17 protein-coding genes and 3 pseudogenes are annotated in these 23,049 nt (G+C 33.7%); 7 read left to right on the forward strand and 13 right to left on the reverse strand.

The features are described from left to right. Positions 1-2 precede the first annotated feature (2 nt). Both EKQ63_RS18415 and EKQ63_RS18420 read left to right on the forward strand, forming a co-directional pair. Positions 3-1,103, forward strand: a complete 1,101-nt coding sequence (locus tag EKQ63_RS18415; RefSeq protein ID WP_087954704.1) for a GerAB/ArcD/ProY family transporter — start codon at positions 3-5, stop codon at positions 1,101-1,103. Next, entirely contained in the window at positions 1,100-2,209 is a 1,110-nt protein-coding gene (locus tag EKQ63_RS18420) for a Ger(x)C family spore germination protein (RefSeq protein WP_087954703.1), read from the forward strand. The genes EKQ63_RS18415 and EKQ63_RS18420 overlap by 4 nt, the downstream gene beginning before the upstream one ends. 379 nt (positions 2,210-2,588) lie before the next feature. Here EKQ63_RS18420 and EKQ63_RS18425 read toward each other — a convergent pair whose 3' ends face one another. Then, a complete protein-coding gene (locus EKQ63_RS18425; protein ID WP_143881390.1) occupies positions 2,589-3,533 on the reverse strand; it encodes a helix-turn-helix transcriptional regulator in 945 nt (314 codons plus the stop codon). Between the two features lie 89 nt (positions 3,534-3,622). On the opposite strand from EKQ63_RS18425, the gene EKQ63_RS18430 reads away from it, so the two are divergent. Together EKQ63_RS18430 and EKQ63_RS18435 are read left to right on the forward strand one after the other, a co-directional pair. Continuing rightward, positions 3,623-4,060, forward strand: a complete 438-nt coding sequence (locus EKQ63_RS18430; protein WP_087954701.1) for a hypothetical protein — start codon at positions 3,623-3,625, stop codon at positions 4,058-4,060. A 192-nt stretch (positions 4,061-4,252) separates the two neighbouring features. Continuing rightward, positions 4,253-5,133: pseudogene (locus tag EKQ63_RS18435) on the forward strand (IS4 family transposase); the annotation flags it as partial. A gap of 292 nt (positions 5,134-5,425) precedes the next feature. On the opposite strand, the pseudogene EKQ63_RS18440 reads toward EKQ63_RS18435, so the two are convergent. From EKQ63_RS18440 to EKQ63_RS18460, 5 genes and pseudogenes are all read right to left on the reverse strand, one after another. Continuing rightward, positions 5,426-5,874 (reverse strand): annotated as a pseudogene (locus tag EKQ63_RS18440) (Tn3 family transposase); the annotation flags it as partial. Continuing rightward, positions 5,870-7,249 carry an aldehyde dehydrogenase gene (locus EKQ63_RS18445; RefSeq protein ID WP_143881391.1) on the reverse strand — a complete coding sequence of 460 codons (1,380 nt, stop codon included), beginning with the start codon at positions 7,247-7,249 and terminating at the stop codon, positions 5,870-5,872. The gene EKQ63_RS18445 and the pseudogene EKQ63_RS18440, both read right to left, overlap by 5 nt. A gap of 265 nt (positions 7,250-7,514) precedes the next feature. Further along, the gene (locus EKQ63_RS18450; RefSeq protein ID WP_143881392.1) at positions 7,515-9,359 is read right to left on the reverse strand and encodes an FtsX-like permease family protein; all 1,845 of its coding nucleotides are present in this window, start codon (positions 9,357-9,359) and stop codon (positions 7,515-7,517) included. 15 nt (positions 9,360-9,374) lie between these two features. Continuing rightward, entirely contained in the window at positions 9,375-10,136 is a 762-nt protein-coding gene (locus tag EKQ63_RS18455; protein WP_087954698.1) for an ABC transporter ATP-binding protein, read from the reverse strand. A gap of 42 nt (positions 10,137-10,178) precedes the next feature. Beyond that, entirely contained in the window at positions 10,179-10,526 is a 348-nt protein-coding gene (locus EKQ63_RS18460; RefSeq protein ID WP_087954697.1) for a YxeA family protein, read from the reverse strand. 293 nt (positions 10,527-10,819) lie between these two features. Between EKQ63_RS18460 and EKQ63_RS18465 the strand changes: the two are divergent. Beyond that, a pseudogene (locus tag EKQ63_RS18465) lies at positions 10,820-11,715 on the forward strand (Rpn family recombination-promoting nuclease/putative transposase). An 830-nt stretch (positions 11,716-12,545) separates the two neighbouring features. After that, the gene (locus tag EKQ63_RS30345) at positions 12,546-12,833 is read left to right on the forward strand and encodes a hypothetical protein (protein WP_223290762.1); all 288 of its coding nucleotides are present in this window, start codon (positions 12,546-12,548) and stop codon (positions 12,831-12,833) included. A 286-nt stretch (positions 12,834-13,119) separates the two neighbouring features. Here EKQ63_RS30345 and EKQ63_RS18480 read toward each other — a convergent pair whose 3' ends face one another. The 7 genes from EKQ63_RS18480 to EKQ63_RS30595 all read right to left on the reverse strand — a co-directional run bounded on the left by EKQ63_RS18480 (position 13,120) and on the right by EKQ63_RS30595 (position 18,791). Beyond that, complete coding sequence (locus EKQ63_RS18480) at positions 13,120-13,371, reverse strand: SunI/YnzG family protein (RefSeq protein WP_087954693.1); 252 nt, start codon at positions 13,369-13,371, stop codon at positions 13,120-13,122. A gap of 269 nt (positions 13,372-13,640) precedes the next feature. Continuing rightward, a complete protein-coding gene (locus EKQ63_RS18485) occupies positions 13,641-15,056 on the reverse strand; it encodes a homocitrate synthase/isopropylmalate synthase family protein (RefSeq protein WP_143881395.1) in 1,416 nt (471 codons plus the stop codon). After that, positions 15,056-16,117 carry an alpha/beta hydrolase gene (locus EKQ63_RS18490; protein WP_088328220.1) on the reverse strand — a complete coding sequence of 354 codons (1,062 nt, stop codon included), beginning with the start codon at positions 16,115-16,117 and terminating at the stop codon, positions 15,056-15,058. Before EKQ63_RS18490 ends, EKQ63_RS18485 begins: the two co-directional genes overlap by 1 nt. Positions 16,118-16,131: 14 nt before the next feature. Then, a complete protein-coding gene (locus EKQ63_RS18495; protein WP_042514318.1) occupies positions 16,132-16,569 on the reverse strand; it encodes a DUF441 family protein in 438 nt (145 codons plus the stop codon). Positions 16,570-16,583: 14 nt separating this feature from the next. Further along, the gene (locus EKQ63_RS18500) at positions 16,584-17,450 is read right to left on the reverse strand and encodes a HesA/MoeB/ThiF family protein (protein WP_087954689.1); all 867 of its coding nucleotides are present in this window, start codon (positions 17,448-17,450) and stop codon (positions 16,584-16,586) included. Positions 17,451-17,463: 13 nt separating this feature from the next. Next, entirely contained in the window at positions 17,464-18,312 is an 849-nt protein-coding gene (locus EKQ63_RS18505) for a HesA/MoeB/ThiF family protein (RefSeq protein WP_087954688.1), read from the reverse strand. Positions 18,313-18,554: 242 nt separating this feature from the next. Continuing rightward, positions 18,555-18,791, reverse strand: coding sequence for a hypothetical protein (locus EKQ63_RS30595; protein WP_373605219.1), 237 nt, complete (start codon positions 18,789-18,791; stop codon positions 18,555-18,557). Between the two features lie 728 nt (positions 18,792-19,519). On the opposite strand from EKQ63_RS30595, the gene EKQ63_RS30355 reads away from it, so the two are divergent. After that, the gene (locus EKQ63_RS30355) at positions 19,520-22,579 is read left to right on the forward strand and encodes an NPP1 family protein (protein ID WP_223290763.1); all 3,060 of its coding nucleotides are present in this window, start codon (positions 19,520-19,522) and stop codon (positions 22,577-22,579) included. The last annotated feature ends 470 nt before the right edge of the window (positions 22,580-23,049 follow it).

Raw genomic sequence — 23,049 nt, forward strand, 5'->3', positions numbered from 1 at the left:
ATATGAAAAAATATGCACATAATGACATCACTGTCATGCAATATATTTTTATTATTAATGCCTCACAAGTGGGAACTGGAGTCCTATCCCTTCCAAGGGTACTTGCAGAAAAAGCTGGCACAGATAGCTGGATAGCACTATTTATTGGATGGTTTTGCGCTATGACCTCCAGCATTTTACTAATTCAAACAGCGAAACACTATCCAAATGATACCTTATATGAAATTCTTATTCGATTTTTTGGGAAAATCATTGGTAGCATGGTAATTATTCTTTATATGATATATTTTGCTTTTTACGCATGGACAGTTCTAATTAATGGCATGCTTTATATTAAGGCATGGCTTCTTCCAAAAACAGCCGACTATATTATTTTGTTTTTGTTCTCTATTCCAACCTTTCTGGTTGCACGCAATGGTGTTCGGATAATAGGTCGATACTGTGAATTATGTTTTTATATGACAATGTGGATTCCATTTTTTTTCTTCATACCATTAAAAGATAGCAATTGGTTACACTTTCTTCCATTATTAAAGGAGGGCTGGAAACCTATATTTTCGGCTGTTCCATCTACTATCTTTTCCTTTATAGGATTTGAAATGGCATTTTTTCTGTATCCTTTTTTACAAAAAAAGCAATATGCAACGCAAGGCATTATTATAGCAAATACCTTAACATTTGTATTTTATCTATTTACTATAGTTATTTGCTTTTTATACTTCAGTCCAGATGCAATTTTAGAATTTAATCAACCCGTACTAAACTTACTTAAAGTTATTGAATTTCGTTTTTTAGAACGGTTTGACATGATTTTATTATCTATTTACTTACTTGTCGTCTCTACTGCATGGATTCCTTGTGTATACGGAGCTGCGTTTTGTTCTAGTCGACTAATTGGAAAACAAGATCATACTCTTCAAGTATCTATTTTATTATTGGCAGTAATTATAGTAACGTTTTGGATTCATCCCTCATGGAATGAATCTGAACTATTTCAAAATCTCACATCGAAAGGTGGACTTGTATTAGCTTTCTTATTCCCTGTATTTTTATGGATATATAACTTAATCTACAAAAAATACTTTCGGAGGGAAGCAAATTGAAGCAAAAAATATTATGTTGTGTTTTAATTCACCTACTGTTACTCACAGGGTGTTCAGATTTAGACCAAATGAATGTAGAAGATGTTACACTCACGCTTATACTGGGTTTAGATTTGGATGAAAATGATAATTTGAAAGTATACTTATCCAGTCCTGTTTTCAATAAAGAGGCTAAGATTAAAGAGGAACAATATGGTGTAAAATCTGTTACTGTGCGAAACTCTCGTGAAAAATTTGATACCATGGTTATGGCCTTGACATCAGGGAGCAAGACACAACTTATTTTGATTGGTAAACGACTTTTAAAACAAAAGAAGTGGGCTGATTATTTAGATCCTTTTTATCGAGATCCCAAAAACACGGTTACTTCAAAAATTGTTGCTGTGGATGGACCTGTTTCAGACATAATTTATTATGCTCCTAAAAATAAACCTCGTCTTCCTATATTTTTGACAAAACTAATTGAGACTGGACATAGAAGAAATATTACTGTAAAAACGACTCTTCAAGATTTTCATAACCAAACAAAAGAAAAAGGAATGACAGCGAGTATAAGTGTACTTAAAAAGGATAATAATTTAAAGTTGACAGGTTCTACATTACTTGATGAACAGAATAGATATAAGCTAACTATTACACCAAAAGAAAATTTATTATTAAGCATTTTACAAAATAAGATACAGGGAGAATTTCCATTTACTATTGCTATACCGCTACAATCTGAAAGCAAAGAAAAACATTGGTTAAGTTTTAATGCTCAAGGTACCAAAGTAAAAACAAGCGTACAATACAAAAAAAATTTTTTGTTTAATATAAATGTACATACGAGAATTTTAATTTCAGAACGACTGTTCCCTTTTAATGTTAGGGATAAAGCGGAGAGATTAGAAAAAAGCATTGAAAAGGAGTTGGAAAGTGATTTAGAACATTTCATAAAGAAAATACAAAAAGCAGAAATTGACCCTATAGGATTTGGAGTGTATGCACGAGCGTATACATATAAGGATTGGAAAAGGGTCCAAAAACAATGGGGCAAAGCATTATCGAAGGCTGATGTTAAAGTTAATGTACATGTTAAAATTGGTGGAATGGGTACAATCAAGTAAGATGAACTCAAAATAATAATTTTTAAGCACTTCTTGGGTAGCACCCATGCCCATCAACTTAAGAAATCCGACTACCCCCAAGTGTAAAAAAACGTTATTCTTTCTAAATGTAGTGTAGTGCTTTGAGAAAAAATGATAAATCTTTTACAAAAAAAATACCCCCCTACTTTCTAAACCAATAGTAGGGGATTATGGCGTTTTAATAGACTTAGGAAGATAAATACAATTCGTTGCTAATAGGAACATCATCCGTTGTGGGTTTGAAATAAGTTTGATTATTTTTTATCTATTTTATGCCACAATTGCACCCTTTAGTTGAATAAAGGAACAATTATCTAAGCGATCCATCCTAGTAGTATAAAATTAAATGCAAATTAAGCTACAAGTTATTATATTTTGTTATCACTGATTTAGCCCTTTCAATAAGCTTATTTTTTATGAAAACAGGTTCTATTATTTCTGCTTCAGGTCCAATATTCCAAAGTAGTTCAACATAAAACCACTCTTCTGAAGGGTTAATATTCTTTGTTACTTTCGCGGTTCCATCTGAATTATATTCCATATTATCTCTTAACCATGATATACCCTCAGCTTTTCTTTTTCCCTCTTTGCTTAAACTCACTTCGAGCTTTATGGGATTAGATTCATACTCAGAATATAACCATTCTTTAACATTAAAATGGATATTAGTGGAATGAGAGTCAGAATTAATAATTGTTTTTTTTATTCGATCTACTCTGAAAAGCCTTATGCCTCTTCTCATTCTACAGTAAGCAGGACAATACCAATGCCCGTTATATACATATAAGCCCATAGGTTCTATCTCTCTATAGAGTTCATCTTCTGTTGTTTCATATAAGATATTTACAGTTTTTTCTTCTATAGATGCATCATAAAGGTTTCTTAGCGTCTTTTTATCCACTTTAATATTTGGTTGCCACATCAAGATTTTGTCTCTAGTATTCTCAATTGCATCGGAAGTTTCTTGAGGAATCATATTGAATAGTTTATTTAAAATTACTTCATATGAAGAAGAAAAAGGAGTGGAGCCAACATATTGCATGGCATCTATTGCAAAAAATAAAGCTATTATTTCATCCTCACTAAACCAAATGGGAGGGATCATTTTATTTTTTAGTGTACTAAATCCTCCATTTCTACCTCTTTCTGAATAGACTGGAAAGTAAATTTCACTTAGCTCCTGTATATCTCGGAGGATTGTTCTCTCTGAGACTCCTTCGGATTTAGCAAGTTCCTTTGCAGTGATGGAATTATTATTGTTTAATGCCAGCATTATTCTAATGATACGTTTAGTCTTAGACATTTAATCACCTTTTTCAAAAAATATGACAAAATCTGTCTTATTTATAGTATAAGCTAATTTTAAACCTAGTGAAGGAGGCTAATACAAAAATGAATACCATCGAATATATTACTGAAGCGAAAGAAGTTTTATTTTCACGTAAAAACTTAAAAAATGAAGAGCTATCTGCGAGATTAATAACCGATTACATTGTAAGTAATGGTGTAGTTTACGAGAATATAGGCTCTTGGATTGATGATGTAGTGAGAATTAAACTTAAAAAGTTGGAGGAAGAAACAACTTACCTAAATCAATCAAAGAAATACAACTTTAGATGTGTTGAATACCGAAAATATGAAGATGATCCATCGCAAAGAGAGGTGCTTCATGTTCTTGAGAAAGAAAGTACTTCTGATTTACTACCTCATCTTTTAATTTTTAATCCTGCTCTACAGGGGAAGCCATTAAAAAGATGTGCATCAGAAATAGATGAAGATCGGGAAATATTTGTTGTATATTATTTAGATGATTGCGAATGTGCAAAATGAAGCGTATGCTAAAAAGCCTAATTTCTCGGTATTGAGAAAAGGCTTTTATTTTTCAGAACTCACATTTAAAAATAAATGTACATTAGTTCTCTTTAAATTATATATTGATTATTTTCTTTATTCATTATTATCTATTCTACAGCTATAAATTAAAGACTTAAATTAGTAGCCTTAGAAAGGATGATGTTTTTTATGAATCTTTCGATTCAGAGTGAACTACAATTATTTGCTGAAGAATTATATGAACATCTTACTCCTTCATTTTTGGAAAATCTCGCTAGAGAACTAGGTTTTGTACAACGGAAACGTAAATTTTCAGGGCATGATTTAGCTACTATATGTGTTTGGATTAGTCAACGAGTAGCGAGTGATTCTTTAGTGAGACTGTGTAGTCAACTTCATGCTGTTACAGGAACAATTATGAGTCCAGAAGGACTCAATAAGCGCTTCAATAAAAAGCTGTTTGCTTTTTAAAACATATTTTCTCTTCGTTATTAAAAAGTAAAATTTGTGAAACATCATTTATTCCTAGTTCTTCAATTGCTTATTTTCAACGAATTCGTATTTTAGATGCAACGATTTTTCAAGTGCCAAAGCATTTATCTAGCGTGTATCCTGGATCAGGTGGTTGTGCTCAAACAGTGGGTATAAAAATCCAGTTAGAATATGATTTACATAGTGGCCAGTTTTTAAATTTCCAAGTGGAACCAGGAAAAAATAATGATAAAACCTTTGGAACAGAGTGTTTAGCAACCTTACGACCAGGAGATTTATGTATTCGTGATCTAGGTTATTTTTCACTGGAAGACTTAGATCAAATAGATCAACGTGGTGTGTACTATATATCAAGGCTGAAATTAAACCATACGGTGTATATGAAAAATCCGTCCCCCGAATACTTTCGAAATGGGACAGTAAAAAAACAATCACAGTATATTCAAGTTGATTTAGAGCACCTGATGAACACGTTAAAACCAGGACAAACGTATGAAATAAAAGAAGCGTATATTGGAAAGGAACAAAAACTAGTTACAAGAGTGGTTATCTATCGATTAACAGAAAAACGGGCGGAAATCTCATCGATATGAGAAAAAAACAGTCTTTGATATTATGGGTGTTATCTATGAGTATAGTGGATTGAAAAAACAAAAGAAAGCTGCATAACCTTTAAAAATAATACCTACCTAGGTTTATTTAGCATGCTCATTTTTAAGGAGAAAAAGTGTTTTAAGAGTTTTTTAGTTTATTTGAACAAAAGTTCATTTTGCTTCCGTTCTTAAGTTGATGGGCATGGGTACCGCCAGCATTTCAGAAAAAAACCACGCTAAGAGAATAAATCTGAAAAAAGAGCCGAATTTTACCCCGTTAAGAGTAAATCGGCTCTTTCATATTTAAAGGGCGTAAGGATTGTAAACTTGTTGAATGCAATCCCTCAAACTTATATTCTCCTAAGAAATTGATGTGTTCCCAACCTAAAGGTCATATAAACGGCATTAAATCTTCTCGAAATTCCCCTGTACATTTTAATTCTTCTACGGCTTTTCCATATAGACCGTATTCCATACACTTATCGCATTAATAATAATGTTAAGTGCACTAGCCCGTTGTAATTGATCTTGAAGGGCTCGCTCTCTAAACTCTTCCCTCTTTCCGAAAAATATGGCTCTGGCTAGGGCATTTGTGGCTTCACCCTTATTTAAGCCTTTTTGTATTTTTCTTCTCATCGATTTACTTGAGATATAGTCTAAGGTAAAGATAGTTTTTTCTATTCGTCCCATTTCACCAAGGGCGGTTACTAATTTGTTTTGATTACTTAAAAATCTTTCGCAAAATTTTAATTTTGTCCCTATATGGCGGAAATACAATCCCTAAGTCTATCCTTGAGCTTTTCTTTAAAATGCTTTTACGATGTGTAAAAGCATCAAAGCTATGTTTCCCATGATAGGCACCAAACCCCGCACTTCCTACTCCACCAAAAGGCAAGTGGAGATTAGCCATATGTGACATTGTATCATTGACGCATCCTCCTCCAAAAGAAATCTGGCTTAATACTTGTTTTTCAACGCTTTTATTTTCAGTAAACACATATAAAGCTAGCGGTTTAGGATGGTTGTTAACCATATGGATAACCTTATCTAAATCGATGTACTCCATTATTGGTAAAATCGGCCCGAAAATTTCTTCTTTCATAGCTGCAACATCCCATGATTTTACTTCAAGAAGTGTTGGTTCAATATATAAATGACTTCTAGATGATTTACCACCAAATATTATATGACTTTGGTCTTGTTCTAATATAGAAATAAGTCTATCGAATTGTCTCTCATTGACAATTCGACCATAATCTTTGCTTTTTAATACATCTGATCCATAAAAGCTTGTGATGATTTCTTTCATTTTCGAAATCAGTTTTACCCTAACAGATTCGTGTACAATAACATAATCAGGTGCAATACAGGATTGCCCAGCATTTATGAACTTTCCCCAGATAATCCGTTTGGCAGCTATATTGAGGTTAGCTGTTTCATCGACAATAGCTGGTCCTTTGCCACCAAGCTCTAATGTTATTGGTATAAGATTTTTCGCTGCAGCTTCCATAACAATTTTTCCAACTTGAATGCTACCTGTAAAAAAGATATGGTCAAATGGTGCATGAATTAATAAAGAAGTTATTTCTCTGTCTCCTTCAATTACACGAATATATTGCTTATCAAATGTTTCACTTATCATTTTGTTAATTACCGCTGAAACATTGGGTGCATTTTCTGAAGGCTTGAGAACTACACAATTTCCTGCCGCTATTGCACCGATAAGAGGTTCCATTAATGATTGGAATGGATAATTAAAAGGTCCAATAATTAGCACTGTACCATAAGGCTCTTTTATTATGTAGCTTTTGGAAGGCAAAGAATGAATAGGTGTTTTTACTTTTTGAGGTTTCATCCACTGTTTTAAGTATTTCATTATAAAATTGATACTGTTATAGGCGAAACCAATTTCTGCAGCATATGCTTCAAACTCGCTTTTGTGTAAATCTTGATATAATGCATTCAGCACTTGATTTTCATATTTTTGAATAGAATTTTTTAGCTGTTTTAACTGTTCAAGCCGGAATTGAAGACTTCTTGTATAATCATGATGGAAAAATTGTTTATGTTCTTGAATAAGTTGTTGAATATTATCAACCAATACGGAACCCCTCCAATAACAATAAAATATTTACATACTATGTACATCAATTTTAAAAACGATTTGTATTACAAAATCCCAATCTATTTATTGTACGTATTGGTTAGACAAATCATTCTTTCTATTAGGGGTCACCATATAGGAAATATTCGCTTAAATCAAACCTAGCTACCTTGTTAACTAAAAGAAAGTTAACAAGGTAGCTAATAAATATTGGATATCCTAATTAAGTATAAAGCATATACAGTAAAACATCACATTCTCATTACTTTTTTTCAGGAAGAACAATTCCTTTATATAATTGAACTGTAATAAGATAATAGATTGAATAGATAACTACGAAAATCAAGATTGGTAACCAAATACGGAAATATGGGTCAATTAAGATGAAACCAAAAATCTTCATACCCAATAATACATGAATCATACCTACTATCCCTGGAAATAAAAATACTAAAAATAACTCTTTATAAATGGATTTTGCTAATAATTCATGACGGACTCCAATTTTACGAAGCATTTCATAGCGTACAATATCTTTTGATGCACCCGAAAGAATCTTAAACATTAGGCAGCTTGCCATCATCGCAAGGAAAGCAATACCTAAGAAGAACCCCATAAATACTGTTCCGCTGGCACTGGCGTAAATCATAGTGTATATTTGATATTTGCTGAAGATATCTTCAACTGTGATATTTTTATATTTAACTAGCTGCAACTCGTCAATTTTTTTCCATTTATCTAAATATGTTACAAAATCCTCAGTTTTTCCAATTACAACAATGTTTTCTTTTTCTTGTATGCCATCGTACATTTTTTGATCTACTATTTTTTTTACTTTTTCCATGTAATTTAAATAGGTTGGTTGAAGAGAGCGTAAAGCGTCATCCCACTCTTCTGGGATAATATTGGTATTCTCCTCACCATATTTTGAAATGGCTCCTACAGGAAGATTTTCAGAAACTCGTTTTACTTTCTTTCTATCTTTTTTTTCTGTTCCAGATTGCACAAGTGGACGATTTCTCTCTAAATCTTCTTTTAAGTAGTAAACATATTTTTCATCTACTTTATAGTGATATTCATTCTTTTCTTTAAATGTAATACCCTCTAGAATATTCTTTTCTTCAGCTTTTGGATTATGAATGACTGTATCGTATATTTCAAGTTGATCCGTCGATTGAATTACGTTATTTTTGAAGGCCATCCCACCTGAAATCGCCCCCGCACCAAGTGCTACTAACATTGCTACTGTTGCGAGTACCTTTGTTAAACTATTAATACGAAAGTTTAATTGAGCAAATGTAAAAGCATTAAGACCTTTCTCACTACGCTTTTTATTACTCTTTAATTTTTTAATGATAAGCGGAAGGACAGAAGTAAATAACAAATACGTTCCCGCTGTAGTTGTAAGCATCGCAATCATAGGACCTTGCTCTTTTAACTCATCCATATAAATCATCGAAGCATATCCAATTCCTAATAAGATAATGGCTAAAAATGAAACAATCCCAGTCCACTTACCTTTAATCATTGTACGTTCTGCTGAAGCATCTGCATGTACAAGTTGCAGAACGGAGATGCGTGATAATTTCACACCATTCATAATGGCAGATAACACAAATAATACCAAAAAGAACATACAAGTAACTAACATAGATGGTACATAAAACCCTTGGTAACCACTCGCAGTAAAATCCAGTTGCTTCATGAGGAGTTTACCAATCCCTTGTGAAAGCCCTATTCCTACTGTAATTCCAATTACTAAGGATACTGCCCCAATAATAATCGTTTCTAGAAACATAAGTAATGTAACCTTATGTTTTTTTGCACCTAACATCATATACATCCCAAATTCTTTTTGGCGAAGAGACATTAAAAAAGAATTTGCATATAGAACATAGAAGAATGTAATGATCGCTAATAGAGCTGAACCTGTTTGAAAAACAGGCGCAATTGACCGAATAGTAGTATTTGCTTCAACAAATGTTTTATTTAATGCTAGCGTTTGAAACATGTAAAAAATTGAAATTGACATAACAAGACCAACTAGTAAGACAATATAATCTTTTAGCTTACTTTTTAGCCCTGACATAGAAAGTTTAAATATCATGGTGGACGTCCTTTCTTATCCTTTTTGTGTACCTAAATCCGCAAGTACATCTAAAATTTCTTTATAGAACGCCTCACGTGTACCAATACGATGTATTTCTTTATATAACTCACCATCTTGAATGAACAAAATGCGTTGGCAGTAACTTGCACTATATGGATCATGCGTAACCATCATAATCGAAACATCTTGTTTTTCATTTAGATTTTTCATTGCTTCTAAAAGGCTTTTTGCATTTTTTGAATCTAGTGCCCCTGTTGGCTCGTCCCCTAAAATAATTGCTGGTTCATGTACAAGCGCGCGTGCTGCTGCAGAACGTTGTTTTTGTCCGCCAGATACCTCGGATGGGTATTTTTGAAGTATTTCCGAAATCCCTAACATATTGGCTACCTTCTTTACTTTTGGACCAATCTTACGCGATGGGACTCCTTGAAGTGAAAGTGGCAGTGCAATATTTTCATAAATAGATAGATTCTCTAATAAATTGAAATCTTGAAAGATAAATCCTAATTTTTGAGAACGAAAATCTGAAAGCTCTCCTTGCTTCATTTTAGTTATATCGATACCAGCAATTTCAACAATGCCGCCCGTTACTACATCTAATGTTGAAATTACATTTAATAAAGTTGTTTTTCCTGAACCAGACGGTCCCATGATTCCAACAAATTCTCCCTCTCGAATCGAGAAAGATACATCTCTTAAAGCGTGTGACTGATTTTCACCTTTTTTACCGTACACTTTTTGAACATTTTTGACATTTACAACTGAGTGGTTCATAATATTCTCCTACCTTTGTTTTTAACTTCATAAATTCATTATTTATTTTTCAAGTTTTTCTTTTGCTTTCTCAGGAACTTCTTTTTCCTGCACTTTCTCAAATTTGTAAACATACTTTCCTTTTACATGAACCTTTAAATAAGAATCTGGATAATCATCCTTACCAGAAACCCCTACTTTAATGGTATTTTCATCGCCTGATTCATCAACTCCGTTTAACATGTAAAAATATCTTTTACCATCAGGTTTTGCTTCCCCTTTTGTAAGGACGTACACATCTTTTTCTTTCACTAATGGATTAAATCTATCTATTGTTTCTCCTCCCATATAAGTTAATAATCCCCCCCCTACAACAACTAATCCTGACACTGCAATCCAAGCTTTTTTCATCTTTCATTTCCACCTTTCTTTTTCTTATATGATTAAGTGTGATTTCATTCATTTTTCAAGTTTAAATAAGAAGAATCTTTAACGCATTTCCAAGTATAAAGAGCATTTCTTAATAAAAAGTGGAGGAGCTTCTTAAGATTTTCTTAACAAACAGTTTCCTATTGTAAAAAAGAACCCTTCCTTTAAGAGAAAGATTTATCCCTATATAAATCATAGGGGATTGTTTGCATATTGACTTTAGTTTTATGTACAATAAAGGTAAAGATATAGTCTGAAACAGGACGAGGAAAACCATGTCCAATTCATTAGTAAATTTACGTATCCATTTTGCATTTAAGCAGTTATTTGGCACAAATGGGAATGAAGATATTTTAGTTGCTTTTTTAAATGCCATATTAAAAGATTCTTTAGAATCACCTATTGTTGCCTTACAATTAGAAGATCCACATTTGCATCGAGAATATGAAGAAGATAAATTATCGATTTTAGATATTTCGGCTACATTAAATACAGGTACAAAGGTAAATGTAGAAATACAATTGAATAATAATCACGATATGATTAAACGAAGCTTGTATTATTGGGGAAGGTTATACACCTCTCAATTGCAAAAAGGAATGCCTTATAGCTCACTTCATAAAACGATTACCATAAAATTATTAAACTTTGTGATGTTTCCAGAATATGAAGCGTTTCATACAACAGGAATCCTTTGGAATCAACAACAACAAAAGTTATTAAGTGATGATATAGAAGTTCATATTGTAGAGATTCCAAAGTTACTACAGCAATGGCGTGAAGAAAAAGTTAATCCGTGGGAAGATTCGTTTGTTCGTTGGTTATTATTGTTACCAGCGAATGAAGATGAGTATCTCACACAAACATTGGAGGACATTGCCATGAATCAAGATCCGATTTTACAAAAACAATGAATAAGTGGGAACGTATGAGTCAAGATTCTTCTTTTCGTCAAGCATATGAAGCAAGAGAAAAGGCCTTAATGGATGAGGCTGCAAAGTTTGCTCATGCTCGTAATGAGGGAAAAAAAGAAGGAATTCAAGAAGGGGTTCAGCAAGGGAAAATACAGATGATTAAAGGTATGCATGAACTTAGTGTACCACTTGAAACGATTGCTAAAGCCAGTAAATTAGGCATAGATGAGGTTGAACGTATTTTAGCACAAAAATAATCAACAACAAAAAAGAGCCTATTAATTAGGTTCTTTTTTGTTGTTGATTATTTGTAACAATTTTTATCGTTTTCCGACAGAAGACTCCTTCCTCAAAAATGTGAAGGTGTGAAACACTAATTTTGGGTGGGAGATGCATGTCGGTTGGCATAAGCCAACATGTTTGCTACCATATATTTGTACAGATTGCTCTTTGAAAACCTTATATCTTCTTCTAAAATCTAATGTGATTCTTAGAGAAGTGGAAAAGTGCCGGTTTGAAAAAGTCTAATCGTTTATAAAAAAGATGAATTGCAATAACTTAGGGGTCTGTTTAGCCATGGAACGAAATCATGCAATAAGCATTAGTAAACATTCAAAACAATACCGAAGGTATTAGCTGAATGAGTATGAGACACCGATATCGTACATATTTCAGAGAAATGTCGGCAAAATTTTTTCAAGAGCTAATCTCATTGTTTACAATAAGTCACATTGACAAATATGAGTATATTAAATATAGTACTATTTGATAATTATTATATTATTTATAGACTTGACCCGTCGGCACGAGGAGGATATATAAAATACATGCATTCAAACAAAAGTCCATTAAACTTTCCATTTTAGGTATAGTTATTTTTTTAGTATTAGGGGGACTAGGACTTTTCCTCATCAATAAGGGGTTTATTTCAATTTTCCAAGATAAGGTTTATAAACAAACTGATAAAAATCCAATCCATTTTGAAGAAATTGATACGTTTTTATTTACTACACATATACCAGAGGGGCATGAAGCGATTTGGAACCAACTACAACAATATGAAGAGCAAAAAGATTTACGAATCAGCATGGCAAACTTAGTAGATATAAAATCCCAACAAACAAGAGAATTAACCACGAAAAAATACAGTCCTTACTTTCATGTATCAAATTATTCAGAAAGTAAGGTACCCATAAAGGTAACATTATATAAAAATCATGAAGTCAAGTATGAAAAGACATTGCAACCAGGTGATATGTTTGAAAGAAACGAACAACTAGGTCGAGGTAAATATAGTCTAAAACTAGAATGTATAGGTCAAGGTTATTGCAAAGCTAAAGGAGCTATAACTACTGGGGATATTAATTGGGATTAGGAAAAAGCTAAGGAAGACTTTCTCATTTTGAAAGTCTTCCTTTTTATATAAGTTTCATCTAGCTTCCAAGATAATATTCTTTTTGAACTGTTTCTCTTTAAAGTATTGCATTTGTGATTCTCTTTATTCCTTTTTTCAAGAATGTAAATTCATTTACACAACTTCGCAACAGAACCTAAGAAACCACGGATTTTTTAGAAAAAGCTTGGTAGTTTTCACAACCCATTTACTACTGATATAAAGGTCAATTTTGTACCAGAGCCTTTTAAAGTATTTTTTACAATAATTAAAGGTTGATTTTATTTAGAAGTGCTACCTTATTAGTTGTAAATAATAAGTAATCTAATTTCTTTGTTCTAATAAAGATATGTTCTGAATACTGAAAGCATTTTCCGATATTCACCACTTTGGTAGTGTCTGTAATATTATTATTATTTTTATAAACATTAAGTATGTCCTCTAAGGGAATACTTATCATTGCACCTTGCCATATAATAGTCATTGTTTCTTTTGATTTTATAATTTCAATTTCTCTCATATTACTATTAACTCCCTAATATATTTAAGTTTGTTTATATAATATAAAATAAATATTAAGAGCATAAACCCTCCAATTTCACTTATATTTTCACAGCCATTTTGTAAATACAAGTATTTATGATAAAAGAGGATAAATTAATTTTGTACTCATTTATTTTGAGAAAGGACGCTATAGGGACGCGGCAAAAATTCCTTCTTTTTGGGGCCATTCAAAGAAACAGATAGGATTCAAAAAATCAATTGGATCCCATCTGTTTCTAATCTTTGTTAATATATATATAATTTCGAAAGATCTTCTTCTAACAAACTTGAATTATAATTAGGGGCTAGTACAATGTTTGTGTATGTTCCTACACCTGAAAGGTACTTGTATTTATGTTTAAAACCGGATGGAATAAAAACAGATGCAGGGCTTTCAATGATTTCCACGTCTCCTTCGATTTCCACTTCACATATAAGCCCTGTCCCATCTATGTTATTACCCCAAAAAATAAAAGCACTATCACAATGATGTGCATGATAATCCACATGCCCTTCCAAGTTTTCGTCCATATGTTGATTACAGAATATACGTTGTATTACATAAAATGATGCACGCTCATCTGTTCTATGATCCATTTGTACCCATCGTTCCCCTGGTCCATCCCTATGATACAAAAGTTCAGACGCCCCTTTTACAAATGGTTTGCTAACGCGTAAATTCTTTGAAAGGCGAGGGCTTTTTCGTTCTACCCGTTTTTGTTGTATCTTTCTCACTCTTCCTATCATTTCAGGTTGAATTCCTTCATATGCTAAAACATTATGATTCACAGCTTTTATGTGATAAGGTGCTATATGTGTAAAAACATTTTTTCCAATGATAGGTCTCCAATGATCAACTTTACAACCTGTAGCCAATTGAAGAGATTGTGTTAATTCTGGAATCATTTTTAATTGAAAGTATTGATTATATTTTTGTGATAACAGAACAGATAAATTTAGTAAATCAACAATCCCAGCCCGTTCACCTATCCCGCATAAAGTTGCATCAATGACAGAAGCCCCAGCATCAATAGCCGCAAGAGCATTCGCTAGTGCTAGTCCTAAATCATTATGTAGGTGTACTTCAATTTCACAGGGGAATGTTTCAACCGCTTTCTTGACTATGGTTGCACACTCATTAGGTTCCCAAATTCCCACCGTATCAGCTAAGCTAATTCGATTTGCTCCAGCTTCAGATGCAATGTGTCCAAGGTAAGCGATATCTTCCCAGGTAGTTCTGGAAGCATCTTCAATTGTAAATCTGGTTTTCATTCCTAAAATGTTAGCTTCTTCAATTGCTTCCTTCACTTGGCTTACCACATAATCTTTTGATCGATTGGTATACTTTGTTTGCAAAGAAATTGGATTAATAGACGCCCAAATTCCTACCCAATCGGCACCTGCTCGATAAGCAGCATGAACTTCTTCTTTTTTTGCTCGAGCATGCATTAAAATATCAGCATGTTCTGCAGAGGCAGCAACCTCTTGGCAGATCTCCTCTTCTTCACGAGAAACCCCAGGATGTCCAACCTCAATTAAGGTGATTCCAAAATTCTCCAGCATATGAAGCAGGTTAATTTTATCTTCTTTTGAAAAACGGACGCCACATTGTTGTTCGCCTTCGCGTAAAGTGGCATCTAATATTGTTATATTCTGGCTCATTACTCTTTTCCTTCTTTCATTTCTATAAAGTTCAATACTTGTTCAAATAGTATAGGGTGATTTTTTTCATAAACAGCCCAGTGCGTAGCATCAGGAATCACAACTTCCTTTTTATGTTTGGTACCTGTTAATTTTGACAACATATCTCTATTGGCAAATAAATCATCTTCTCCATAAATAACCAGCACAGGAGAAGTAATCTGAGATGCATCATATAAAGGACGGTTATTCCAAATAGAATATAAATCTTCAAGAGGCCCCATCGGTCGACGAATTATGCCATTATTTTTCTCGCTAATTGGATCTGAGCGAAGAAATACTTCTTTTACAGAATCCATAGCTTCATTTGTTACAATTTTTTTCTCGCCCATCATCATATGCCAGTGATGCATTCCTTTATCAAAGTCTACAGCTTGATAAGAGGGTGCATGAGGATTAAATTCCCCTCGCTGTAACGGATTGTCAAAGGGCTCTGTCATCATTGGAAGCGTAAATCCATGCATGTATCCATATAAAACAAGTTTATTAACATCATTAGAATGTGATATTGCATAATTTCCAGCTACCACTCCCCCATATGACCAGCCAACAAGATGAATTTTTTTTACATTCCTTTTACTTTTAATCCAATTCACAACCGTTTCTAAATCTTTTGTTGCATCGTCCAAATGAATGATTGGTTTATTTTGGTTAGGCGGTTCTGACATTTCTTTCGGTCTTGAAGATTGCCCAAATCCTCTAAAATCCATTGCCCACGTGTCATATCCTTTTTTAGCATACGCATCCATCCATGAGTATTTTGATACATCAAAAGCTTCTGCAGTAGGAACGCTAAACGGTTCTAAAAACAAAATGATTTCGTCAGATGTATACTGTTTTTTGGTATTTATACTTTTATGAAGTAAAAATAATGTTTCGTCTTCTTGTGAAATTTTATATTCTTCTTTTGCTATTTTAGATTCTTTGCTCTTCTTTGGAACCTCTTGGTGATTAGAACAGCTAGACAGTAAAAGAATAAAGAATACTCCTATTAAACTTATATATTTCCAATTTTTCTTCATTTTTAAATTCCCTTTCATTTCATAGAAATGATGGCTATAATTCCAGCTGCAATAATTAATCCAGCTGGTAACCCCTTTGTAAACAATACGGCAATCAGAGTACCAATTAAAACGCCTAATAATATGGTAGGATTCATAGGTAGAACCCCTACCCCTTTTCCTCCTATAAACGAAACCATAAAACCCGCTAAAATTGATCCCAAACCAATAGGAGAGGTAATACATTTTATTATGTTTTCAATGGTAATCTTCCCAGATGTGATGGGCACTAAAAGAAATAACATGAGAAAGAAAATTCCAATCGGAAAGGCATATTGTTGAATATAATGCAATATCGCTTTTTGCCCAATAGCAAGCAACACACCTAGTAAACTTGCGGCACTAGCTAATGCATAATCTTTAATAACCAAAGCAAGTATAAAAATAATTCCTAGCAGTATAAAAGAAACCATATATTTTTCCTCTTCTATAAAGTTGTATAATTCCAACTGCCGTTTTCAGGTTCACATACCTGTACCATATTTGGATCTGAAAGGTTAATTTGTATAATATTTGGACTGGTTATAGGTTGTAAATCTTCTCGATTTACAATAAACTTGAATGCTTCAAAGCTTGCTAGAATCCCAACAATATTTGCAACAGGAGATAGTACAGCCCATGGGCGATCTTTTTTCACATAGCTATTCGCCCACTGTTCATCTGCACCATGTTTGATAGAATACAGGGCCCGTCCATCTTTTAAACTATGAATTCTATTTTGCATTTCAGGCGTCAGTTCTTGTTGATAAGAAGGATATCCTAATGCAATTTCATAAGGGACAGATTCAGGGGTTAATGACATTACCCCACCTCTAAAAGGAGGAGTAACAGCAATCCAGATAGAAGGGATTCCTAAAGCTTGAGCCGTACGGTGAATAATAACCCTTGCGACCAAATTATCAGTAGCATCTATAATGATATCTGTATTTGCTAGCAGATCTTTTGCGTTATTTTCTGTAACAAACTCTTGTGTGATCTTTACTTGTAGTAAAAGATTAATGTCTTTTAAGGTTTCTAGAGCCACAAGTGCCTTTGACTTCCCTAAATTACTTATAGAGCTAAGCATTTGTCGATTAATATTACTCGCTTCAAAAACATCCTGATCAATCACATGAAGATTTCCTATCCCCATTCGTGCCAACTGGATAAGTGTAATCCCCCCTACTCCTCCAGCACCCACTACAGTAACACGAGCATTCTTTAATTTCTTCTGTTCTTCTATAGAAATTACACCAATATTTCGTGTAAAGCTCTCTTCATATATATTTTGTGTATTTATATTTTCAGTGAACAAATTTGCTTCCCCCTTATAATGTTGCATAATCCCAACCGTTTTCTGGTGCGTCTTTTACCTGGACAGGAGTGAGACTATCTACATCTATAACTATGCCCTTTGGTGCTCTAGCTAAAGGTTCACGACCTGTTAGCACTTGAATTGCTTCATGAAAACTAAAAAGTGATAAAAGATGAGCACGCATAGGGGTAATAATCCATCCTACTTTTCCGTCGCAAAAATCTTGTGCCCAATCTTCTGGTGCTCCTTTTTCGACTGAATACCATGCTCTTTTTTTCTTGACATCAGTAATTTGTTGCCTTAGTTTAGGATCTGTTAATTTTGAACCTACAATCGACACATTCAATGCCTCCTCATAAGGAATTCCAGTTGGATAGAATGTAGAAACAAATCCTCTTGTAGGTGGACTGCCTGACATCCCTACACTCGGTATACCTAATTCCCTAGCTGTTCTATGTATAATTACCCTGGAAGGCATATCATCTACAGCTTCTACCACAATATCGTGTCCTTTTATCAGTTCCATTACATTGTCTTCATCTACTTTTGCTTGTAAGAAGTTTGTTGAAATATAGGGATGTATATCTTTTACTACCTGTTCTGCAACTTTTGCTTTTGGTGTTCCCACCACACTAGAAAGGGCTAACATTTGTCTGTTTATATTAGATATTTCAAATTCATCTGGATCGACCCCTGTAATATGCCCAATCCCCATCCTAGAAAAGAGGATTGCTTCGTAACCTCCTACTCCCCCTAAACCAAAGATAATTACTCTTTTATTCCTAAGACATTCTTGTTCCGCTTTTGAATAAACACCAATATTCTTTTTTACCATTTCCCAGTAATAGGAATCCATATCCATTTCAAAACCTCCTGTATATGTAATAATTATTTTGAAAAAGACTAGCTATATAAAATAATCATTACATATAACAATAAGATTGAAATATGTTACTTTTGTGAGTTATCTGTAAAAAAAAATAAAATTTTCAAGTTATTTATCTTTTGGGTTCTAATGCTGGAGATAAAAAACTTTGAATCTCTTGAGCAAATAGTTGTAATTCATCAGATACAGAAATAGACATACCAAAACGCCATCCTTCCCTATTGCCATTGCACCGTTAGATTGTAAATAGTACCAACTTCTATTTTTTGTAACCAATTTGTTTTCATTGATCCATTTGCATTTAAGTAGTACCAATTGTTATTTTCTTTCAACCATCCAGTAGACATAGCGCCGTTATTATCAAAGTAATACGTTTTTCCATTCATAGTATTAAATTTTGTAGCATTGGGACCTTTTTCATAAAAGTAATACCATTTTCCATTGATATTTTCCAATCTTTAACCATCATTCCATCTTCGTTACATTGTAGATATCATTACACATCTAGTAGCTTAAGAAATTAATTGTCCCAAAAATGAAAAATATAAGTCAAATTCTCATTAATAACTGTAAAAAGATAGTATTTTCGTTATTAAAACTTTTTAGCAGAACCTGTTAACCTTCGAAAATCATCGATGCCATCTTTTATTTTTTAATAATTCTGATATATCGTAGACAAATTTCGACAATATATGCTATATTTTACCCAAGCATCAAATGGTTAGAATCTTTAAATTAATTTGGTAGTAAATAAAATATTTGTTTGAAATTTATCCCATCTTGATGCTGTTTGTGAAGTAGCTCTATATTCAACTAGAGAGGAGGAAATGTAAAAAGGTATAAGAATGATTAACCATTATGAATATGCATTACATCAACTGTTTCGGATGATTCAGAAGGATTTTAGACAGTGGCTTCTAATTAAATTCAGTGATTAGAGTAGATTGATTGTTTTTACTTTATTACTAGTAAATGATATTAGCGCTTTCACCAGAAAAGAAGATGTTGGAAATGATGCAATTGTTTATGTATCGTATATTTTGAAAAATTTATCATGATGATTTTTTAAAGAGGACTTATATAGAAAGGAGAGTTTTATATATAAGTAATATGAATTCTGGATAAACTCAGCTAAGTTCTGTTGTAACTATCGATTAAATTCATTTCATTTAGGAGGAGTAATATGAAACTAATATCAAAGATAGTAATGATTGCGTTAATTGTATTAAGTACATTTGCATTCAACTTGGGTGGACAATTTGATAAGGGTTATCTTTCTAGCTCAAAAGCATATGCGGATGTAATCAAGGCACTCCCACAAAATGCGTCAAATATAGAGTTAGAGTATGCTCCTGTGTATGACTACGACACAGACGGGTGTTATGCGACTGCAGCAATTTCTCCAGATGGCACGACTAACCCTGGTCTAAGTTTGGGCGGTTCGCTGAGCGGTAACTGTAGAGATCTTCGCCAACTAGAAAATTCAAACACTTATTCTCGGGCCAAATCAAATAATGGTTGGACTGCAATTATGTATGCGAGTTACTTTGAGAAAGATCAAATGACTCCCAACGCTGCTGTGGGTGGACATCGACATGACTGGGAACACACAATAGTTTGGGTTAAAGATGGTCAGGTTCAATATGTAACTTATTCAGCACATGGTAACTGGTACACTAATCCTCGCTCAAGCGTCAGATTCGATGGAAAACACCCGAAAATTGTATACCATAAGGACGGCTGGGGGACACATGCTTTTCGCCTAGCTAATAGCAATGACGAGCCGCCAGAAAACCATTATCACCAGTGGCTCCATCTACCAATGGTTGGTTGGAATGGCTATCCAAGCCTAGCTATTCGAGAAAAACTAATGACTACGAACTTTGGATCTGCAACAATTGAAATCAAAGATGGAAATTTTGAAAAATCCCTTGAGGAAGCAAAGCCACCTATTAGCTTTGACCCTTACGCACCGGAACTGGAAGATGGTGGTACTTACCAAATAGTTTCTACTTTAAATAATAGTAGTGTCGTTGACTTAAATCAAGCAGATGGAAATGTTCTGCTGTGGCAAAATGGCAACGCTAATAATCAAAAATGGAAGCTAGTATATGATTCAAATAAAAATGCATATCAATTTAAAAGTGTCACAAATGAAAATTTAATATTAGCCTGGAATGATTCTAATGGTTCCAATAATGTAGTTGCTACATCTAATCAAAATAAGGAAGAGCAATATTGGATACCAACAGAAGCAGGAAATGGATATTATTATGTAAGGAATAAGAAGGATCCAAACAAAGTGTTAGATGTAAGTGGTTCTGGTACTGCAAATGGAACAAATGTTACAGTATATAATTTCCATGGTGGTAATAATCAAAAATTCAAATTATCTAATGTAACAGGAAATTTAACAAGAGAGATAGATTCACTTTATCGTGCGCAGCCTGGTCAAAGCAGCAGGTCAAGTGATAATTTTTCACTTGATCATCTTGCGGCAGGTACCAAAGTACGAGTTGTTTTGGAAGGAGAAGGTGCTACCTCTTTGTCATTTGGTGTTGCAAAAGATATACGTAATGGTTCAGACCGTGGGATTTGGTCAAATGTTAGAGATGGTTCTATTCTAACGATCCCTTCAGGAGATGATAGAAAGAATTTGATGTATGTTATTTATATAACTAGGAGGGGGAACATGAAATTAATATCAAAAATAGTAATGACTGCGTTAATAGTATTGAGTACATTTGCATTCAACTTAGGTGGAGAATTTGATAAGAGTTTTCTTTCTACCCCAAAAGCATATGGGGATGTAATCAAGGCACTTCCACAAAATGCGTCAAAGATAGAGTTAGATTATGCTCCTAAGTATGACTACGACACAGACGGGTGTTATGCGACTGCAGCAATTTCTCCAGATGGCACGACTAACCCTGGCCTAAGTTTGGGTGGTTCCCCGGAAAGTGTCTGTAGAGATGTTAACCGACTGGAAAATTCAAACACTTATTCTCGGGCTAAATCAAATAATGGTTGGACTGCCATTATGTATGCGAGTTACTTTGAGAAAGATCAACAAACTTCGGGCCCTGTTGCGCTTGGACATCGACATGACTGGGAACACACAATAGTTTGGGTTAAAGATAGTCAGGTTCAATATGTAACTTATTCAGCACATGGTAATTGGTACACTAACCCTCGCTCAAACGTTAGATTCGATGGAAACCACCCGAAAATTGTATACCATAAGGACGGCGGCTTGACACATGCTTTTCGCCTGGCTAATAGCAATGACGAGCCGCCAGAAAACTATTATCACCAGTGGCTCCAACTACCAATGGTTGGTTGGAATGGCTATCCAAGCCCAAATATTCGTGAAAAACTAATGACTACGAACTTTGGAGATGCAACACTTGAGATCAAAGATGGAAGATTTGAAAAAGCCCTTGCTAACGCAAAGCCACCCATTAACTTTGACCCTTATGCACCGGAACTAGAAGATGGTGGTACTTATCAAATAGTTTCTATTTTAAATAATAGTAGTGTCGTTGACTTAAATCAAGCAGATGGAAATGTTCAATTGTGGCAAAATGGCAACGCTAATAATCAAAAATGGAAGCTAGTATATGATTCAAATAAATCAGCATACCAAATTAAAAATATAGCAAATCAAAATTTAGTATTAGCTTGGAATGATCTTAATGGTTCTAATAATGTAGTTGCTACATCTAATCAAAATAAGGAAGAGCAATATTGGATACTAACAGAAGCAGGAAATGGATATTATTATGTAAGGAATAAGAAGGATCAAAACAAAGTGTTAGATGTAAGTGGTTATGGTACTGCAAATGGAACAAATGTTACAGTATATAATTTCCATGGTGGTAATAATCAAACATTCCAATTGTCTAATGTAACTGGGACTTTAACAACAGAAGTGGAGTCACTCTATAAGGCACAGCCTGGTCAAACCAGTAGATCAAGTAATAATTTTTCACTTGAACATCTCGCGGCAGGTACCAAAGTACGAGTTGTTTTAGAAGGAGCAGGTGCTACCTCTTTGTCATTTGGTGTTGCAAAAGATATACGTAATGGTTCAGACCGTGGGATTTGGTCAAATGTTAGAGATGGTTCTATTCTAACGATCCCTTCAGGAGATGATAGAAAGAATTTGTATATCGCAGGTCCTCCTAGCGGATATACTTCTAACGGTACATTTAAAGTGAAATTTTACGCTCTTCCAAACTAAAAAATATTATAACGTTTCTATTCCTTTTATATTAATCTAATTAGAAAAGGAGTATGCATATTTCAAAAGTTTTTTTCGGCTTGCTCGATTGGATTAACTATATTAATAGGAAATATAGTATTCTGTTGCAAAGTTTTTTTTATGAAATAAAAAGGTGAGATTGAGTACAGCTGAAAAACCGAAGTCTGAGCTATGACTTCGGTTTTTCAGCGTATAATGAATTACAACAATTATTAACGATTGCATAAAATCCATTTGCAATCATACCAACTTTTTCTCTGTTAAGAAACTTTGTAACAGAGCCCTTTTTCTTCTAAAAAAACAACTTTCCACTTTTCCAAATAAAAATCCTCCTTTAGGGGTCACCATACATACCTATCAACTTAAGAAAAGTAAACACCCCAAAACAAAAAAACGACCGACTTCACAAAATAACTAACTGTAGAGAAAGAAAACTTTAGCTTGATGGG

Source organism: Bacillus sp. BD59S (genome assembly GCF_007363175.1).
Taxonomy (GTDB): domain Bacteria; phylum Bacillota; class Bacilli; order Bacillales; family Bacillaceae_G; genus Bacillus_A; species Bacillus_A pacificus.

Bases quoted from the DNA above. Each gene is read 5' to 3' on its own strand.
- EKQ63_RS18455 (WP_087954698.1), bottom strand. From the start codon at position 10,136: ATGAACCACTCAGTTGTAAATGTCAAAAATGTTCAAAAAGTGTACGGT.
- EKQ63_RS18480 (WP_087954693.1), bottom strand. From the start codon at position 13,371: ATGAGAGAAATTGAAATTATAAAATCAAAAGAAACAATGACTATTATA.
- EKQ63_RS18430 (WP_087954701.1), top strand. From the start codon at position 3,623: ATGAATACCATCGAATATATTACTGAAGCGAAAGAAGTTTTATTTTCA.
- EKQ63_RS18415 (WP_087954704.1), top strand. From the start codon at position 3: ATGAAAAAATATGCACATAATGACATCACTGTCATGCAATATATTTTT.
- EKQ63_RS18505 (WP_087954688.1), bottom strand. From the start codon at position 18,312: ATGGATATGGATTCCTATTACTGGGAAATGGTAAAAAAGAATATTGGT.
- EKQ63_RS30345 (WP_223290762.1), top strand. From the start codon at position 12,546: ATGGCAAACTTAGTAGATATAAAATCCCAACAAACAAGAGAATTAACC.
- EKQ63_RS18490 (WP_088328220.1), bottom strand. From the start codon at position 16,117: ATGAAGAAAAATTGGAAATATATAAGTTTAATAGGAGTATTCTTTATT.
- EKQ63_RS18485 (WP_143881395.1), bottom strand. From the start codon at position 15,056: ATGAGCCAGAATATAACAATATTAGATGCCACTTTACGCGAAGGCGAA.
- EKQ63_RS18425 (WP_143881390.1), bottom strand. From the start codon at position 3,533: ATGTCTAAGACTAAACGTATCATTAGAATAATGCTGGCATTAAACAAT.
- EKQ63_RS18450 (WP_143881392.1), bottom strand. From the start codon at position 9,359: ATGATATTTAAACTTTCTATGTCAGGGCTAAAAAGTAAGCTAAAAGAT.
- EKQ63_RS18460 (WP_087954697.1), bottom strand. From the start codon at position 10,526: ATGAAAAAAGCTTGGATTGCAGTGTCAGGATTAGTTGTTGTAGGGGGG.
- EKQ63_RS30355 (WP_223290763.1), top strand. From the start codon at position 19,520: ATGAAACTAATATCAAAGATAGTAATGATTGCGTTAATTGTATTAAGT.
- EKQ63_RS18495 (WP_042514318.1), bottom strand. From the start codon at position 16,569: ATGGTTTCTTTTATACTGCTAGGAATTATTTTTATACTTGCTTTGGTT.